Annotated in this window: 12 protein-coding genes; 4 read left to right on the top strand and 8 right to left on the bottom strand. The window is 26.4% G+C overall.

What is annotated here, in order from left to right; all coding sequences use genetic code 11:
- Positions 1–860 precede the first annotated feature (860 nt).
- Positions 861–2663, bottom strand: a complete 1803-nt coding sequence (locus tag ERUM_RS04495; protein ID WP_231837217.1) for a pentapeptide repeat-containing protein — start codon at positions 2661–2663, stop codon at positions 861–863.
- Positions 2664–3112: 449 nt separating this feature from the next.
- Here ERUM_RS04495 and ERUM_RS04490 point away from each other — a divergent pair, with 449 nt between their 5' ends.
- Complete coding sequence (locus tag ERUM_RS04490) at positions 3113–3754, top strand: SURF1 family protein (RefSeq protein ID WP_011155511.1); 642 nt, start codon at positions 3113–3115, stop codon at positions 3752–3754.
- Positions 3755–4542: 788 nt separating this feature from the next.
- On the opposite strand, the gene ERUM_RS04485 is transcribed toward ERUM_RS04490, so the two are convergent.
- Positions 4543–5844, bottom strand: coding sequence for a cbb3-type cytochrome c oxidase subunit I (locus ERUM_RS04485; protein ID WP_011155510.1), 1302 nt, complete (start codon positions 5842–5844; stop codon positions 4543–4545).
- A gap of 347 nt (positions 5845–6191) precedes the next feature.
- On the opposite strand from ERUM_RS04485, the gene pgsA reads away from it, so the two are divergent.
- A complete protein-coding gene (gene pgsA, locus ERUM_RS04480; protein WP_011155509.1) occupies positions 6192–6749 on the top strand; it encodes a CDP-diacylglycerol--glycerol-3-phosphate 3-phosphatidyltransferase in 558 nt (185 codons plus the stop codon).
- 509 nt (positions 6750–7258) lie between these two features.
- Here the strand turns inward: pgsA and purH are convergent.
- From purH to rseP, 5 genes are read right to left on the bottom strand one after another with little or no spacing between them, the layout of a single operon-like run.
- Positions 7259–8773 (bottom strand): bifunctional phosphoribosylaminoimidazolecarboxamide formyltransferase/IMP cyclohydrolase, encoded by a 1515-nt coding sequence (gene purH, locus ERUM_RS04475; RefSeq protein WP_011155508.1) that lies wholly within the window; start codon positions 8771–8773, stop codon positions 7259–7261.
- A 41-nt stretch (positions 8774–8814) separates the two neighbouring features.
- Positions 8815–9252 (bottom strand): 3-hydroxyacyl-ACP dehydratase FabZ, encoded by a 438-nt coding sequence (fabZ, locus tag ERUM_RS04470; RefSeq protein WP_011155507.1) that lies wholly within the window; start codon positions 9250–9252, stop codon positions 8815–8817.
- A gap of 9 nt (positions 9253–9261) precedes the next feature.
- Complete coding sequence (locus tag ERUM_RS04465) at positions 9262–9810, bottom strand: OmpH/Skp family outer membrane protein (RefSeq protein WP_011155506.1); 549 nt, start codon at positions 9808–9810, stop codon at positions 9262–9264.
- A 12-nt stretch (positions 9811–9822) separates the two neighbouring features.
- Positions 9823–12138, bottom strand: a complete 2316-nt coding sequence (bamA, locus tag ERUM_RS04460) for an outer membrane protein assembly factor BamA (RefSeq protein WP_011155505.1) — start codon at positions 12136–12138, stop codon at positions 9823–9825.
- Positions 12139–12142: 4 nt separating this feature from the next.
- Positions 12143–13282: an RIP metalloprotease RseP gene (gene rseP, locus ERUM_RS04455; RefSeq protein WP_011155504.1), complete on the bottom strand. Its 1140-nt coding sequence runs from the start codon at positions 13280–13282 to the stop codon at positions 12143–12145.
- Between the two features lie 119 nt (positions 13283–13401).
- Between rseP and ERUM_RS04450 the strand changes: the two genes are divergently transcribed.
- Both ERUM_RS04450 and ERUM_RS04445 read left to right on the top strand, forming a co-directional pair.
- The gene (locus ERUM_RS04450; RefSeq protein ID WP_011155503.1) at positions 13402–13683 is read left to right on the top strand and encodes an FAD assembly factor SdhE; all 282 of its coding nucleotides are present in this window, start codon (positions 13402–13404) and stop codon (positions 13681–13683) included.
- A gap of 807 nt (positions 13684–14490) precedes the next feature.
- Positions 14491–15699, top strand: coding sequence for a protein-disulfide reductase DsbD family protein (locus ERUM_RS04445; protein ID WP_011155502.1), 1209 nt, complete (start codon positions 14491–14493; stop codon positions 15697–15699).
- Between the two features lie 809 nt (positions 15700–16508).
- Here the strand turns inward: ERUM_RS04445 and ERUM_RS04440 are convergent.
- Positions 16509–17381 carry a D-alanyl-D-alanine carboxypeptidase family protein gene (locus ERUM_RS04440; protein WP_011155501.1) on the bottom strand — a complete coding sequence of 291 codons (873 nt, stop codon included), beginning with the start codon at positions 17379–17381 and terminating at the stop codon, positions 16509–16511.
- Positions 17382–18885: the final 1504 nt, after the last annotated feature.

Raw genomic sequence — 18885 nt, 5'->3', positions numbered from 1 at the left:
TATGTAAATTGTGTAATAAAATAGTGTAAGTAGATTGAAGATTATAAGTTTTGCTTATAGTAAAATGTTATTTTGCATATGTTAATATTTATCTCGTAGTTTTCTTAGTGCAGGTTTAGCGTTTTATGTCAGTATTGATCAATAAGATATCTATAATTGTATATTAGGTTTAATAATTGTGGTATTTTTTATATAACATGTTTCTATAAGAAAAGAAATATACATATAATGTTCTCGTATGTGTCAACATTTCTTTATTAATAGTGTTTAATTAAAACTATATAGGATATGTTGTTAAAATTGAGATAAAAAAATGGTTTGCATCATCCGAGTAATAATTTTTAGGATATGTGTCTTGAGGGATAATTGAGTGTACCTTAATAGCTTTCTTATGTAGATTAAAAAGTCTTTATTGATACTTTTAGATCTAAAATATATGTATTATGGTGTTTAATATGTATTAGTTGATGGTATCAAATATACTATTGCTGTATATTTTAGTGATATTATATTAAAAGTAGATTTTAATCTGCAAGATCTTATATTACAGTGTAATAGATATTTTAAATGGTTATTTTAGCTTGAGGTTGTTCTCTAATTAATCTAGGCATTAGAAAAAACTTTCTTTAGTTTTTTTAAGTCATGACATCTTTTTTTATAGAATTGAGTCATATTTTTCATTAGTGATAACAATATTGTTCTAAAGGATTTTAGTTCAGAAATTTTTGCTAAGTTAGCTTATAAATATTACAAAGCAATATGTTTATTTTATATTGATAATAAGATATTATTAAACTAAAGTTTTTCTTTATTTAAAAAGGAATACTTTATATTCAAAGTATTTATAAAGCAATAGTATATTAGTTTTTTATATTACGTAAGTTTGCATTTTCTGTATTTGTCTCATGTAATTTTGCATTTGATAGATTTGCATTCTCTAAATTAGCATTAGAAAAGTTTACTAAATAGAGTTCTGAGTTGTTAAATGTAGAAAATTGTAGATTTGTGTTGGAAAAATTTACATTTTTTAATATGAGATTAGAAAAATTTGCATTCTGTAATATAGAATTTGAAAAGTCTGTGTTACTTAAATCTAATTTCTTGAAATTGAAATTAGAAAAGTTGACGTCTAGTTTTTTATTATTTTTTATTGTGTCTTGTAAAGCTTTTAAAGATGTGATTGCTTTAGAATACTTATTTTTAAAATTTTTATTAGCAATAATTATTGTATTTGTAGTATTGCAGTTATTAAAGTAGAAGTTAGTTAATGTATTATGATAAATACTAGACCCATTGAAGTTAGATTCTTTTATTTCAGCAGATTCTAAATTATTATTGAAAAAACTTGTTTTGTTTATTGTATTATTAGTGAAAGTTGCAAAGCTAAGATTACTATTTTCTATATTTGTGTTTTCTATTGTTGAATTAGACCATAAAGTATTTGTTGCTGCTACCTTTTTATAGGTATTGTTTATAATGGTATTGTGATCTATGGTTGCGAAATTTAAAATACTTGCATTTACTTTAGAATCAATCCATTTAGAATTTTTTATTGATACCATGGTTAAATCTGAATTAGAAAATACTGCATTTTTAATAGTTGCATTGATTAAAATGGAGTTATTCAAATTAGATTTAGTAATACTAGTTGAATCAAGTATTACTGATTGCATGTCAGATTCTTGTATACTTGCATTTGTAATTTCTGTATTACTTAAGTTCACATTAGATAATATCGAGTTATTTAAATTTACGCCAATCAAACTTGCATTATTTATTGATGCATTATGTAAATTTGTATTATTAAAATTGGTATAATGTGCATCTACGAAGTACATATTTGTATTACTTAAATTAGCATTTTGGAAGTTAGAGGAACTAATATTTGATACTTCCATATCACTATTGCTTAAGTTACTTCCTGTTATATCTGATGAATCTAAATTTGCTCCATACAATATAGCGTTTGTTAAATTAGAAAATTGTATCCTTGAATTATATAAGTTTGCTCCAAATAAATTGGAAGATGATAGATTGCAATGTTGGATGGTTATATTATCACCTTCCATATCATGGAAATTTGCCTTTTGTATTTGAGAGTCGGAAATTAAACTTGATGTGAGTTCTGCTTCTGAGAAATTGATAGATAGCCCGTTAACTTCTTTTAAGGTAGAAAAGCGCATATCTGAGTAACTAAAATTTGTATTATCAAGCTGTGATTTTTCAATGATTGTTTTTTGTAAATCTGCAGATGTAAGATTAGCAAAGCTTAGATTTGAATTTTTTATACTAGACCTACTTAGATTAGCATGTATAAAAGATGCTCTCTGCATGTTGGAATCTGTAAAAGTTGAGTTAGATAAGTTAGTACGTGTAAAATTTGCATGTGATAAGTTAACATTATTAAATACTGACCCTCTAAGGTCTAGATCACTAAAATCTGCTCCTGATAAATTATTACCAAATTCTTTTTTAAAGTCTAAAGGTATTCCTTTAGAGTGACATTTTATTATAAAGTTTATGAATTCTTCTTTTGTATGTGTAGTGTGTTTTATAGAAAAAAGACCTTTTTGTTCTGTGGTTTCATCTTTATTTTCTGTTGTAATATCAGCATAGCACATATTGGTATTACATATCAGTGAAACACAAAAGATGAAAATCATAATAGCATGTATCACATAATATTTCATAATTATATATCTGTATAAATTAGTAACAGTATAACTTAATTTTATTATAAATAATAAATTTCATAAAATTGGTTAATGTTAGTTTTGTATTATATGTTTATTATATTATCTATTCTTTAACTATATGTGGGATATTTACCTGATTCGTGTCTTTAACATAAATTTATAATATAATTTTTAGTATAATCTACTAAACTACAGAAGTATACTGTGTAATTAGTTATTGTAAAGATATTTGCAATATAAATATATGATATTTACTAAATATTTCGGTTGATATGGAATATATATTAGTTTATATCATACATTAGTGTTATATATTGATTATTAAGATGTATATATAACAAAAGTGTTTAAATTTTACATGCTATGCCTATTATAATGTATATTTTATAAGTTATGGAGTTATATAAAAATAATAGATGTGGCGTATAAAATTTATTTTTGTTTTTGCTATTCCATTTTCCATTATGATAACACTTGGTACATGGCAGGTGTTTAGGTTAAAAGAAAAGAATATTATTATTCATAATATGCAGGCTTTACCTGTAAAATTATCAAGAGATAATCTTGTATCACAACGTTATAATCATGTAATTGCAAATGGATCTTTTGATAATGATCATAAGTTTTTTGTTTTTGCTGGTACTTTAGGTTATTATGTATTACAACCATTTCACTTGAATGATGGTAGGTATATATTAATAAATAAAGGAACAATAGCTGATAGAAAAAATGAACTTAAGCTTTTTGATAATAACCAACGTAGTGTAACCGGTATTCTCTATTGTGATCATAATAAAAAAGTTGGATGGTTTGTAAAAAATGATATTGATGATAATCTGTGGTTTTGGTTTGATATAGAAGCTATGATCAAAACAGTAAATATTCCATTGGAAAGTTGTATAATATGGGCAAATGATACAGTAGATTCTAATGGTATTACAATAAATGTACCACTGAAGGTCAGAAATGATCATCTAGAATATATAATTACTTGGTATGTACTTGCATTAGTGTGGTTGGTGGGATATCTGTATTGGTGTCGTAGTAAAACGACCTAAAAATTTTTGGTATATAAGAATAAGTATATGTTGGGATGATATAGGTTATACAGTAATTTTTAATGATGTTAATTAGACTAAAGCTCAGAAATAATTGTCTATATATAAATTGTATAGTTTTACTGGCATTAATATAGTTAATTAGATATGTAAATAGAACTGTGATTCCATAATGTTATTAATATTGTAGACTTTCTTTATAACTTGTGACGTATATGAGAAATTCATTGAAATTATTTATTGTAGTAAGTATTTCTTAAAGTTGTATGTACCAAACTATATGTTATTATTCGAGCTCTTTATAGGATCAAGTATTATGAATATGTATTTTAAAATGATCAATATTTAATATGAACATATATTTTTTGTTATTTTCTCATCAGATATTAGTTATGAAAGAAAAATTTTTGTAATTTAATCTATAGTTTAATAAGTGCTAATCTCATGGTAGTTTTTAGCAGCATAATTACTGTAAGTAATGTTGTGGAATAGGTGGATAAAGATATATTAGTAAATATTTGTTTTGATAAAGTTATAATAATAGTTCTTCATTAATGTATGATTGTATAATCATAAGATAATTGAAATTTTGTGCATTTCTATAAGTGAATGGTGTCATAAATGTGGATAATAAAAATATAATTTTTTCATATGTTCCTGATATATGGTATTTAGATACATTAGTTAATATTATTTGTGTTATTAAAGATTAATAAACCTGGCTGCGAAATATTATTTATTTAGAATAGTCTTACTTATAAATATTTTTATTTAGATATATTGTGTAACTATATATGTGATCTTTTCTTACAAACTTGTAACAAAACCAGTATAACAAATAAACATCCTCCAATAATCGCCATTAAACCACCAAATGTAAAACAATGCTGTGCAATTTTTGATGCTGTGTCTGGTAGATGCGTGACTTTTCTTATAGCTCCGTATCCTCCTAATAATTCTAAGCCTGTTATATGCAAAAATTGTCCTAAACTGTATGTATAGATTTGTATATTAGCTATGGTAGTATTGATCTTATAGAATCCTATTTTTGGTATAATCCAATAAATAAGTCCCATGAATGCTATTGTCATACCAACAATAGATCCATGATAATGTGCAGGTATTGTTACATTACCTTGTATACTTAGTATTCCTAAAATTCCACCGTAGTTAAATAGTAAGATTGCACATATCAGACTATGGTATTCAGGTTTTAACAATGTTTTTAAGTTGAATAGTGCAAAAATGAATAGATATATAGGAATGATCCCTCCAGCAATACGCATATGCCAGGTAAAAAAGTCTATTATAAATTGTGAATCAGCTGAGTGGGATATGTATACAAGTGGTGTAAATATAGTAGATAATGTGTTAACTATAAAAATTATGTTAACTGTGGTTCCTTTGAGGAACTTACTTTTCTGTTCTAATATTATTAGATATACTAATAGTAATGTTTGACTAAAAGCTAATTGTAATACATGTCCTCCTCCCCAAAACATATATTCATAAAATAACACAGGAGAATACTTTTGTGTATGTATTGTATAATAAGACATGCTAAAGCATAAAATGGCACATGTGAGTATTATTGAAGTTCCATGAACTCCTAGTGCAATTCCCTTTAGTATTTTAGAACCATGACACTTTGTTGAGAGTATTGAATAACAGAGTATACTCATAATGAATATAAGCAATCCCAATAGAAAGTATTGATTATTTATTATAGGAATGTAATTATTTTTTATTGGTTCTGCATTTTGAAAAAACACAGATAATAACATTAATAATGTTCCAGTGAATGCGGAATAACATAAGTATTTAAAGTATCTTGAGTATTTACTATTAGATATAAGAAAACTTGATATCATTGAAATAATTGAACATCCCCATACTAGTACTGATAGGTTTACATGTATAACTAGTGACATATCAAAAATCCTATTAACATCAACAAAAAAGGACTTTGATATAGGAAGCCTTAATAGAACTATGAATATAGATAATATACCAGATATTGCTAAAGCAGATGTACCTAACAATAGCCACTTACGGTATAGATTTATGTTGTAGTTGTTAATATAGGACATTGAAACTTTTCATGCTGTAGATGATGGATTATAGACTTGGTATAAAAAGTAAACAAGAGAATTTAAAATTCTTTTTTATTAGAAAATATATTAAAATTTAGTACTCATTATATTTATAAAGCTAGCTGTGCATTAGTTTAAAGTTTTTTAGATGTTATATAAAAGTATTGAGTTTTTTATTACTGACTAGTGTAAACTTACTTTATTGTGTGTGTTGTTTTATGATACGTAAAAGAAAGTTTTACTTGTTAGGTATGCTTACATGTATAATACATCATTTTCAATATAAATATTGAAGTTGTTGAGATTATCATTATCATAAGGTGAAATATAGAACATTATACAGTATGGTTGGTTATTTTAGAAGTACTTTGCCTAATTTATTAACTATATTGCGAGTACTTGCAATTCCTGCTATAGTTTGTAGCTTTTATATACAAAATGATAGCTCGAATTATATTGCATTTATTATCTTTATTTTCGCATGTATTACAGATTTTTTCGATGGTTATTTAGCTCGTATATGGCAGACTCAATCTAAGTTTGGTAGGTTGTTTGACCCGATTGCAGACAAACTTATTGTATCTGCAACTCTCATTATGTTGGTATATATAGGTAAAGTCACAAAATTGACTATAATACCTGTTGTTATTATAATTTGTAGAGAAATTCTGATTTCTGGACTGAGGGAATTTCTTATTTCTATGAATTTCAAAATTCCTGTAATAAAACTAGGGAAAGTTAAGACCTTTATACAGATGGCAGCTATTGCTATGTTAATGTTAGACTACAGTATTATATTATATGTTGCAGATATAATATTGTATATAGCTGCAGGGTTAACTGTATATTCTGCATATCTCTATATATGTGTAGCTTTGAGGCAAATTTATTCTCAGGAATAAAGTTGATCTGTGACATTTTACTATCTTAATGGATTGTATTTTCTTATATGTATTGTTTTTGTGGTAGGTATGATGTTGTTATGTCTTGTAAATATTATTTTAATGAGGAAGAAGATTGTTTGATTATCAAAATTTTTGATATTAATAAAACCATAGATATTCTTTAGGTAATTTTATAACACTATATTGGATCAACTTCTAGTTTTGTCTAACAAACTTATTATTATGTAGATCTTTTAGTGATTTTCTTCTCTATTTTTTTTAAGTATGTGTAATTATCAGATGAATTGTACAAAGTAGCAATAAGTACAAAACAGTTTATATTGTAATACTCAAAAAAACTACTTACTATTAATGCTTAAGTTTCTAAATTTTGAAAAAATATAGCACTTTTTTATTAACCTTCTAACTTAAGTAATATGTAGCATACAGATACTACATAAAATGAATCTATATTAAGAAATAGTAATGATGTTTTATTAGAGTTCTATTTAGTATATCGATAACTATTAATGATAGAAATTTCTAATATTAGTAAAGAACATCGCTATTTTTTGATTATTTGCTTCTTCTATTACTTCTTGATCACGTAGTGATCCTCCAGGTTGAATTATTGCACTTATTTTTGCAGATGCACTTAATAGTATACTATCTGTGAACGGAAAAAATGCATCAGATGCTAGAACAGCTCCAGTACAGTCTTGGGATTTTTTTATTGCAATTTCTAAACTATCTACACGACTCATTTGTCCAGCTCCAACACCAATTGCACGATGGTCTCGTGCAATAACTATTGCATTAGACTTTACATGCTTACATATTTTCCATGCAAACAGTAAGTTGGAAATTATATCAGGTGATACTGGAAAATTTGTAACTTGTATTAAATCTTTTTCTGATAATCTATTTGTATTACTTTCCTGTAGCAAAAATCCTCCACTAACATTCTTAATAGTATATTTTGGTAGGTTGTACTCTGTAGATAAAATTATCCTTACATTTTTCTTCTTTTGTATTATTTCTATTGCTTTATCTGTAATAGATGGTCCTACTACTACCTCAATGAAGATTTGATTGATTTTTTCTGCTATCTCTTCATTTATTTCCCTATTAAGAGCAACAATACCACCGAAACTACTTTTTGGATCACATGCAAAAGCTTTATTATAAGCACTTGTTATATCATCAGCAGTTGCTGCTCCACAAGGATTACTATGTTTTATAATTACTGCTGCTGGTTCTGTAAATTCTGCTACTATATTAATAGCAGCTTCTATATCAACTATGTTATTATAACTTAATTGTTTACCATGTAATTGTTTTAATGGATACTTATCTGCTGAAGCACTGTAAAATGCACCTTTTTGATGAGGGTTTTCTCCACATCTGAGATCTTGTACTTTATTTCCATGAATAGCAAATGTATTTGGTAAAATATCTTGAGTATTGTTGTTTAACCAATTGTGTATAATGCTATCATAAGTTGATGTAATAGCAAATGCTTTTGCTGCGAGATGTTTTCTATATGATAGTGTTGTTTCATTGTTATTATTGGTCATTTCTGTTTGTAGTGTGTCATAATCATTTATATCAGAGAGCACAGTAACATTATTAAAATTCTTTGCTGCAGATCTGAGTAAAGTAATACCACCTATGTCTATTTGTTCTATTATTTGATCATCAGTAGAGGTTTTAATACTAGCAACTTGAGAAAAAGGATATAAGTTTACTATAACTAAATCTATATTCTGTATGTTAAATTTATTACTTTCCTCAGTGTGGCTATTACGGTTACTTAGTATACCACCATGAATTTTTGGGTGTAATGTTTTAACCCTACCATCCATTATTTCTGGAAATTTAGTATAATCAGATACCTCTATAACTTGTAACCCAGCATCTACTAAGATTTTGTAAGTACTGCTTGTTGCAATAATTTCTACTTTTTGTTCAATAAGAAATTTTGCAAATTTCACAATATTTGTCTTATCATATACTGATATAATTGCTCTGTTAATTTTCATAATTTTCTATGTGGAATAATATATATAACGCAATATTCATACTAATTTTTTTTAATCATTGCTAAGATTTGTGCTTCAGAAGCTAATGCTTGATCTACACGCGCAAAGCATTGAAATCTGCAAGTATCTTTTCTTTTGTGTATGACATTTACTTCAATAGTTAAAATATCACCTGGAATAACAGGTTTACGAAATTTTGCTAATTCTATTGACATAAAATATATAGTATAATTTTCAAAATTACACTTAGAATCACTCATTACACAGACCAAACATGCTTGTGCCATAGCTTCTACAATCAGTACACCAGGCATAACAGGGTTATTAGGAAAATGTCCAATAAAAAAAGGCTCATTAAAAGTAACATTTTTTATTGCTGTTGCAGACTCATTAGGAACACATGCAGTTACTTTATCAAGCAATAAAAAGGGATAAGAATGTGGTAACATCTTAATAATATCTTGAATATTAAACTGCATGTATACAACCTATTTTTTTATCTCTACATTTGGTAATTCTTTATTTAACCTTTCTAATACTTGACTGGAAAAATCTATACCATCAGCTGCATAGAATACTTGATTCTTTTTTATTAGAAAGAGTACTAAATTTATGTTATTTTCTTTAGCTATTTTGGATGATATATTTTTTATTTTATTATAAACTATCTCCATAGCATTCATATACATATTTTCTAGTTCTGATCCTTTAACTGAAATTTCTTGCTGTAAGTCTGATACTTTTGTTTTAAAATCAGTAACTTTTTTCTCAAAAGCTTCAGGACTTAAAAGTGATTTTTGTTTACTTAGTTCTTCTTCTAATTTATGTAGTTCTTCTTCTCTTGCTGCAAAATCTTTTTGTAATTCTGTTCTTTTTTCATCTAATTGTGTTCTAATACTTTTAACTGATATTGCTTCAGATATGATGACATCACGATCGATAAAAGCTAAAGGAATAGCTTGGTCGTTTTTTGCTGCAGCTTGAAAATTCACTCCAAAGAGTATTATAAAAATAGCTAAAAATAATTTTAGTTGCATAGGAAACCTCTTTTATTGCATTGAAAATCTTATTATATCCACAACATCGTAGTCTTCTTTTAATATAGGAAAACCAAAGTCTAATCTCATTGGTCCAAATGGAGAACGCCATGAGAACCCAAACCCAGCTGAAAGTCTTAGAGATTTACTTTCATAATACTCTTTATCAGTATAATCAAGGCCAAACAAAGTTGCTGCGTCGACAAAGAGTGACCCTTTAATTCCTAAATCCTCTGGTAATCCTATTGGGAAATCAACTTGATTTATTATACTGAAGTAAAATTTTCCACCAAGTGCATCTAAGCTTTTTTTGTCTCTTGGACCTATACCTGACTGATGAAACCCTCTAATTTCATTTCCACCAATTATAAATCTCTGACTAATTTTTACTATTTCATCATCTTTATACGAAAATACATATCCCATTGATGCTTTTATACTGAGAAGTATATCACTACTTAATTTTGGTAATAGTTCTTTGCTGTAATGTACTGATCCTTCAGTTTTAATATAATGTAAAGTTCCACCGATGCCAGAAAAATTTTGACGAAGTTTGAGTAAATACCCGTCGTGTATTTTAGATACATTATCAAATTTACGGAATTGTAGAGAATAACCAACTGATGAATCAACATTTTTACCAGCTTGTTCTTTTATTATTTCAGAAGCAGTATCTTTAACATTAAATATATTTACATGTTTGTAAGAATAATTCAGTGAAAGTCCTAAGTCATCAGTAATATTGTGTGATGTGTGTAATATAAGACCAGCGCTGCTACTACTAAAAGCAGCATCTGAATTATCTTTCATGATCTCAATAAAGCTACTGTTAATCTTTTCCATGCTTGGTTTATTCTGTTGTGAGTAAAATAATCCAAACCCTACTGCTGAATCAGTTTCTAGAAAATTTGGTACTGCAAAATCTATACTGCTAGATAATGAGGAAGATGACTTTTCTAGATGTAGAGATAAGATTTTTCCAGTACCAAACAAGTTTCTTTCTTGTATGTTTATTTTTCCTACAAGTCCAGTAATTGAAGAGAATCCTGCTGCTATATCAAATGATCCAGTTCCTTTTTCTTTTACTTGGAAATTTAAGTCTACTAAACTATCACTTACCTTATGGTTTTGCACATTTACAGAATCAAAAAATCCTAAACCAAGAATATTTTTGTAAGATCTATTAATGATACTAGCATTATATATGTCACCTTCAGAAATATTCAGCTTCTGTCTAATGACTCTATCTATGGTATTTTGATTATTAGTAATGTTTATATTATTAATGTAAACTTTATTTCCTGTATAAATAATATAGTCTACATCAACTACACCATCTTTTATTTGATATTCGTGTTTTACATCTGAGAAAAAATTTCCATTATTACTTAAATGCCATGTTATTCTTTCAACAGAATTGTTAACAGTTTCTGGACTAAATGTATCTTTGTTTTTTGATAATATTAGTTTTTCAAGCTCTTCTTTTAGCTGAGTATTATTAGTCTGCTTATCTATAATTATATTACTATTACCAAACTTGTACTGTATTCCTTCTTCGACAGAGAATACTAGATTGACACTTTTATCATTAGTGATTTCTGGAACTGCAGATTTTACTTTAAAGTCTATGAAACCTTTAGATGTGTAAAAGTTGTACAATGCAGCTTGATCAAGCATTAACCTTTCAGGTGCAAATTTAGTACTACTGTTGAATATTTTATATGGATAATATTCTGTGGATAATATAGCTTTCTTTAATACCATACTAGAGAAGAACTTATTTCCAACGAATTTAATATTTTTTATTCTTGATGTAGGTCCTTCATTTATTCTAATAATTATATCAACTTTGTTATTTTCTAATTCCTGTATTTCATGAGAAATTGTAACCCCTAACTTACCTTTAGTTTGATATAATGATAGTAAATCTGATATATCACGTTGTAACTTTGATTTAGTAAAAACACCAAGTTTTTTTAATTTTAATATATCATTTTGTAAAGTTTTTTTATTAAACTCCTTGTTACCGTAAAAAATTATATCATTCACAATAGGGTTTTCTTTGACGTTTATTATTAAATAATTATCTTTATTAACATATACCTCAACTTCTGAGAATAGCTGTGTAGAATATAAATTCTTGATAATTTGGTTTATAGTACTTTCCTTAATATTATCTTCTAAGTTAACTTTTGAATAAAAATATATGGTTTTATAATCCAACCTGTGGTTACCATTAATTTGAACTTGCTTTACTTTAGTATCAAGAGCTTCTGCATAAACACAGGAAGAAAATAATAACATTAAAATAACAATAACGTATTGCATAAAACTACTTAAAAATATTCCTTACATCGTTGAACGTGACAAAAATCATTAAAGATAACAATAACATCAACCCAATTGTGGCTGCATATCTTTGATACTTAGGATTGACTTCTTTGCGACGTAATATTGCCTGAATTAGATATTGAAAAATATGTCCTCCATCCAACATTGGAATGGGAAGTAAATTAATTATACCTAAGTTAATAGATATCATTGCCATGCATAACAATACTTGGTTTTGTTTTACTGACTCCCCTGAATATTGAGCTATACGTATAGGTCCGCCTAATTCGTTAAGACTGCGCTGCCCAGTTAATATCTGACCAAGTACTTGTAGAATTGATTTAGATAATAGATAAGTATAGTTTATTGATTGAATAAAAGAATTACCTAAGGTCAGTTTTTGTGATTCATAATTGCTAGGAATATTACTTATTACTACACCTAGAAATGGCTTTGCTTTTATATTGTTAGAAGATCCTTCTGTTTCTTTTAGTGTTGGTTTTACCTTAATAATGTGTATATCTTTATTGCGTGAGTACTTTATAAGTAATTCATTATCTTGTGCATATTTTTCCATGTACTCTTTTATTTGTTCAAACCATCTGATGTGATGACCATTGATTTCTAGAATAACATCTCCTGCTACTAAACCAGCATTTGCTGCAGCACTATTTTCTATTACGTCACCTATTGTTGAATTATGACGTAGAATACCATGTATGTTAAAAAATGCTGTAAGTAATACTAAGCTAAATATTAAGTTTGCAAACGGACCAGCAAATGCTATGAGAGATTTTTGTAATAAAGATTTCTCGCAAAATGCATAAGATTTTTCATTCTCTGGTAAATTGCTAGAACTTCCTGTAGCGCTTGATGGACCATCATCCCCTAACATTTTGACATATCCACCTAGTGGTATTAGGGAAAACTTCCACCTAGTTCCTGATTTATCATTTATACCAAATAGCTCTGGTCCAAAACCTATAGAAAATACTTCAATTTTTACATTACATAGCTTTGCTATAATATAATGACCATATTCATGTACAAACACTATTATAGACATTATAATAAGAAATGACAGTAAATAAAAAGAACTGCTATTCAGAACATTATACAAACTATTAATGCTACTTATCATAATAAAGTTACTAGCATGTAATAAAAAAAGACAATGGGATGATATAATATATTTATATAATTGACAATATAATATGTAATAATTTTAATTAGGTCAATGTAGAGTATAAAATAAGTTTTATGGATCCTGTATTAGAAAAACGTAAGCGGTTATTATATAGAAGTTTGCATCGAGGATGTAAAGAAATGGACATAATTCTTGGTAATTTTGCTTTACATCATATTTATTTGTTATCTATTGAAGATGTTGATGAATATGAAAAAATTATTAATACCAATGACTATCAGCTTTATAAGTATATAACAGGGGAAGAGTTAGTGCCAGAATACTTAAGTAGTAATATTATAAAGAATATTGTAGATTTTAATAAGTCTTTAGTAATGTCCAAATTTTCAAAGTAATGTGTATTTAATCAGAAAAAACTATATAGTAAAAAAATCTTATATAATTCCTATTTACAAGGATTTTTATTGTGTAAAATTCTATAGTTAATAACTCAATATTTATATATCTGTTATCAGATAAGATCTATGTTGTAATTTGGTAATTATGTAAATGGTTTAGTTAAAATAAGCGAATTTAAATAAGACTATATAAAAGAACAGTGTTTTCAAAAGTTATATTACTGCTAATATAATGTATGAAAAATATAACTTTATACCAAAAACCTTATTTTAACACATGTAGAATAAAAATATATAATTCTATATAAATTGATCATGTTTCTTTGATAGCTGGCATAATGTTAAAGAATTATATGTACCGATAAACATTACATATTAAGAATAGTTAGTAATGTTATTTAGTTTATGTAAATTACAATCATGATCTGAGGTCAAATCTTTACGATTTATTATTTTGAATTATTATGCTAATTTCACATATTAGGCATGTGTATGGTATTGTTTAAAATTATGTAAAAAATCTAAAGTGTTGTTAAGGTTTATATTCTTTAATAAGATTTGTTAATTATTAACTTTAGATATATAATAACGAGGCAGTATATATATATATTTAGTAAATGGGAAAGTTGATTACCTATTTTTCATAATAAAGATTGTATTTGTGCTTATTTAATTCAAAGATCAGTTTTTGAATTTCTGGTATTAATGGTTTGTTAAATATACAAACTTATAGTTGTTGAGATTGGAAGATTGATAAAGTGTGATATAGTTACTTTTAACTTTGTATAATAATGTTTTTTTAATATGGATTTAATTTACGTTTTAGCATGTTCTTTGATTGGGGGAATAATTCTTAATTGTATGCCATGCGTATTTCCTGTGTTGTCATTAAAGATAATGTCAATATTAAAAAATGCCCAACATTCAAAAAAATCGTTAATAAAAGCTGATGGTATAGCATATACATGTGGAGTCATGGTAAGCATGCTAATACTATCTGTATTACTATTAGTATTACGTTATTTTGGATATGTAGTAGGTTGGGGGTATCATATGCAATCTCCAGTATTGATTACAGGGTTAATGTATATTATGTTCCTCATGGGGCTGTCATTCTCAGGCTTCTATTATATACCGTTTATTTTTCCTAATATTACTAGTGGTTGCACTGAAAAGGAAGGATTAGTAGGTAGTTTTATTGTAGGCATGATATCTACGTTAATTGCGACTCCATGTACTGCACCATTTATGGTCTCTGCTATAGTATTTGCTCTAAATCAGCCATGGTTATATTCGTTGTTGATTTTTCAAGCTCTTGGTTTTGGTGTAGCATTGCCTTATTTGGTACTATCATTTTTTCCACAGTTGTTGAGTATATTACCTAAACCAGGTGAGTGGATGAAAGTTTTGCAGCAATTTTTAGCATTTCCTCTTTATTTTTCAGCAGCTTGGTTATTTTGTATATTAATTAAGCAGACGGGCATAGAATTACTCTTCCCTGTTTTATCTAGTGTTATATTGTTTGTGATGGGAATATGGGTTATGAAACTAATTAATAATAAAAAACTTATAGGTAGAATTGTAATTTGCTTTGTTATAATAATATTTGCAACTTCTCCGTTGTATTTTCATAAAGTTAAAGAAAGTATTATACGTAGTAAAACTGCTAACATGGAAGTACTAGAATTTTCTGAAACAACACTAACTCAACTTCTTAATAAGAAAAAGAATGTGTTACTGTCTGTAGGTGCAGATTGGTGTTTAACTTGTAGAGTTAATGAAAGAATTTTTCAATTGGATACTATACAAGCATTGTTTGTGAAAAAGGGGGTTATTTATATGAAAGGTGACCTAACTAGTGAGAATTCCGAAATGAGCTCATATGTTAACAAGTTAAATAAAGAAGGTATACCACTTTATGTATTATATGTTAATGGGGAGAAAGTTAAGACTTTACCACAAATGTTAACTGAAAAAGTAGTTGTTGATACGATAAATAAGTATGTGAAATAAATTATACCAAGTGAGAATCACTATTTATATGTTATAGTGATTCTGCAGGTTTAATTTTTAAAATAACCTGTACAAATGTCAACTTATAGATTTAAAAATTAAAGTTGTTTTTGTTGACATTAATATCAAATTATTAATACTTCTTGAGTTTTATCTGAGATTTTTCTAATAAACTTAGTAGAAGATTTATCTTTAATATAAATTTTCTTAAAAGATATGTTAATTTTTTAGTATATCAAATAACAAAATTATATATACATTTCAAGAGTTATTACTATATTGTTGTTTGTAAGGTATTCTCAATCATGTTAAAATTAATTAGTTATTACTATGATTATCAATTACTTTAGATGATTATGTTGTTTACTGTAGTATAAGCTTTAATTTTCAAAAAAATCACGAGTAAGTTTGTGTGCATTTTTATGTCGCAATGATTATTTTCTTGATAATGTAAAATATTACTATTTATGTTTTAAAGCACACAAATATATACTATGCATATTTTAAGTGTAATTGTTAGTATTAACAACTTGATTGTTATATGTGCATATCAAATTTTTTATACTCTTGAATTGAAATGATGATGAGTTTAATATTTTTGTAAAAGTTAGTATCAGATGTGTGCTACAGAAATACACTCAAATTATTTTCCTATAAGATCTGATGTTTGATGTAATTTTCTGTACTCATTGCATAATATAGATATTGTATCATATAATATAAAATGAAAAACTTTAATATTATAGAAGGACTTTTAAGTATGAAATGGTTACATTATTACTTATTTAAAGTAAAATGACCCTTACCATCTAAACTATTATTTCTTCAATTTTATTCACCTTTTGAAATATAGTTTTTGTACTAAAATCATTATAAACGTAATTAATCAACAACTGTACTTCTGATAAAAGTTCTTCATTATTTTCTAATCCATTTATTAGTAGTAAAATCCTTCTACCATCTTTTTTTATTGAAATTATAGCTCCATGATTATCATCTTGGTCAGTGTTTTTAACTGCCATTCCATCAATTGCTATATCACTATTTAATAATGTATTAGTGCTTTTTTGATATATGTTGTTGAATTTTAAATCTTTTTTTGAAAACAAGTGATAATATTCTGGAAAATCATTGAATAACCTTTGTGCTAATGTAATTAAATCACGTGCTGATGTTGTTTGATTACTATCTAGTAATCCTGTTACATTAGTAAAATTTGATGATGTCAAATTTAATTTTCTTGCCATTTGGTTCATTTCTTTAACAAAATTTTCTTGGGAACCAGCTATACCTTCTGCAAGTGTGATAGATGCATCATTTGCAGATAATGTAATAATTCCATCAAGTAGATCACGTACTGGTACTGGTTGTCCTGCTCTTAAGAAAATAGAAGGTCCACCTTGTTGCCATGCTTCTTTACTTGCTATATATTTGTCTTCCATTCTTACAAAGCCAGGCTTCATGTAAGAGAATGCAACATATAGTGTCATTAGGTTATTCATAGAAGATAGATGAATTTTTCTATCTATATTGTGCTCAAATAACATTATGTTTGAAGAGAGATCAAAGATTGCTATCTCAGATGCTTTAGTTTGTATATCTGCTGCGTAAGTATTATTTATGGTAGGTAAAAGACAAGTAAGAACATATATAAATACAATAACAAAGCTGCGTAACATCATAGAATATCATTATAGAAAAATATATATTAGTATATGTTATAGTATAGTGTTATTCAGATCAATAATAATTTATTTATTAATATATAATATTGAAATATAAAAATATTGAGTAATTAGATGAAATAATATAATTATATGATACAATTTTAGTTGGGCGAGTAAACTTTATCTTCTATAAGAAATGTAGTAATGTAATTACTGTGAGATCTTTATAATTATAGTTAATATTTTAATAAGTCAGAAGTGTTATTTAAATATAAGTAATAGGATTATGATGCCATATAATGGCATTGCCTATGAGAAACTATACTTTGATGCTTCAGTTATTAAAAAGTACATGTTAAGTAATAGAATAATATTATTCAAATTTGTGTAATAAAAAATTTTGTTATTACATCGATAAAATTTGTAATAGACATTATAATTAGAATATCTATATCGGAAGTATTGAATTTAAAATATGTAGAACTGTATAGTATAGTAATGATAATCAATCCTTTTTATATTATGGATTCAAGAATTTTATCTTAAATTAAGTCTTTGTGAATAATGTTATGGGTTAATAGCACGTATATAATAATTACTGTATTTTGTGTATTAGTATGATGTATGTAGCTGTAGTTGTGTAACTCCTTTTATTATGTTAAGATTGTGATGATTTATATTGCAGGGTGTTTGTGATACAACATTTTAAATTAGAATACCTGTTAAGAGATACTATGTTAGCTATATAAAGCTATGTGTGTGATGAAATTTTTTGATATTCAATTGATCAATGAGTTTTATTATTATTTATGATTAATATAGATAAAGTTTTTATCAAATAATATGCTAAACTAGTGATACCTGTAAAAATAGTGTTTGAGTATATGTGTTGATTATCATCAATGTAATTCCTAAGGTTAGAAATCCAAGATTTAACAGTGTTTATGTGTAATATTTTGGATTAGTTATTATGCAATTATTGTGTATACAAGAATAATGAGTAATATATAAATAAAATAACTTACTATTATTAGTAATAATGTTGATAGTTTTTTTAATTGAAGAGAGGTAGTTGTTATTTTTAATTTATTAGCCTTAAAATTCTAATTTAGCTGTACTAGCTGATATTTATGGATATGTATAATGTACAGCTGTAATATATACTAAATTATTCAACATATTGGATAATACTAAAACCATGTTATTAATGTATTACATTAGTATAGTATTATGAACTTACTATACTTATTACATAATATAGCTGATGTATACTAAATCAAACTTATATGAAGTTATGTTGATATTATATATTTTACTTTCCTGAATTTGTGTTTTTTACTTGGTAATTCTGAATTATGTAGATCTTATTATATGAACATCCTAATAATTAACATTAAAATTAATGTGTTATTAGAAAGCATGTCTAAGAAAATATATCTTATAAATTTACAGTCAAGATTGCATTGACTAAGTATTTTTAATATAGATTTGTAGTAACTACTATATAAAGTGCATTTTA

Source organism: Ehrlichia ruminantium str. Welgevonden, assembly GCF_000026005.1.
In the GTDB taxonomy this organism is placed as follows: Bacteria; Pseudomonadota; Alphaproteobacteria; order Rickettsiales; family Anaplasmataceae; genus Ehrlichia; species Ehrlichia ruminantium.
This window is presented reverse-complemented; position numbering and strand designations above follow the sequence as displayed.

Excerpts from the sequence above, each read along its gene's own strand:
- ERUM_RS04495 (WP_231837217.1), bottom strand. The coding sequence starts at position 2,663 with ATGATTTTCATCTTTTGTGTTTCACTGATATGTAATACCAATATGTGC.
- ERUM_RS04490 (WP_011155511.1), top strand. The coding sequence starts at position 3,113 with ATGTGGCGTATAAAATTTATTTTTGTTTTTGCTATTCCATTTTCCATT.
- ERUM_RS04485 (WP_011155510.1), bottom strand. The coding sequence starts at position 5,844 with ATGTCCTATATTAACAACTACAACATAAATCTATACCGTAAGTGGCTA.
- pgsA (WP_011155509.1), top strand. The coding sequence starts at position 6,192 with ATGGTTGGTTATTTTAGAAGTACTTTGCCTAATTTATTAACTATATTG.
- purH (WP_011155508.1), bottom strand. The coding sequence starts at position 8,773 with ATGAAAATTAACAGAGCAATTATATCAGTATATGATAAGACAAATATT.
- fabZ (WP_011155507.1), bottom strand. The coding sequence starts at position 9,252 with ATGCAGTTTAATATTCAAGATATTATTAAGATGTTACCACATTCTTAT.
- ERUM_RS04465 (WP_011155506.1), bottom strand. The coding sequence starts at position 9,810 with ATGCAACTAAAATTATTTTTAGCTATTTTTATAATACTCTTTGGAGTG.
- bamA (WP_011155505.1), bottom strand. The coding sequence starts at position 12,138 with ATGCAATACGTTATTGTTATTTTAATGTTATTATTTTCTTCCTGTGTT.
- rseP (WP_011155504.1), bottom strand. The coding sequence starts at position 13,282 with ATGATAAGTAGCATTAATAGTTTGTATAATGTTCTGAATAGCAGTTCT.
- ERUM_RS04450 (WP_011155503.1), top strand. The coding sequence starts at position 13,402 with ATGGATCCTGTATTAGAAAAACGTAAGCGGTTATTATATAGAAGTTTG.
- ERUM_RS04445 (WP_011155502.1), top strand. The coding sequence starts at position 14,491 with ATGGATTTAATTTACGTTTTAGCATGTTCTTTGATTGGGGGAATAATT.
- ERUM_RS04440 (WP_011155501.1), bottom strand. The coding sequence starts at position 17,381 with ATGATGTTACGCAGCTTTGTTATTGTATTTATATATGTTCTTACTTGT.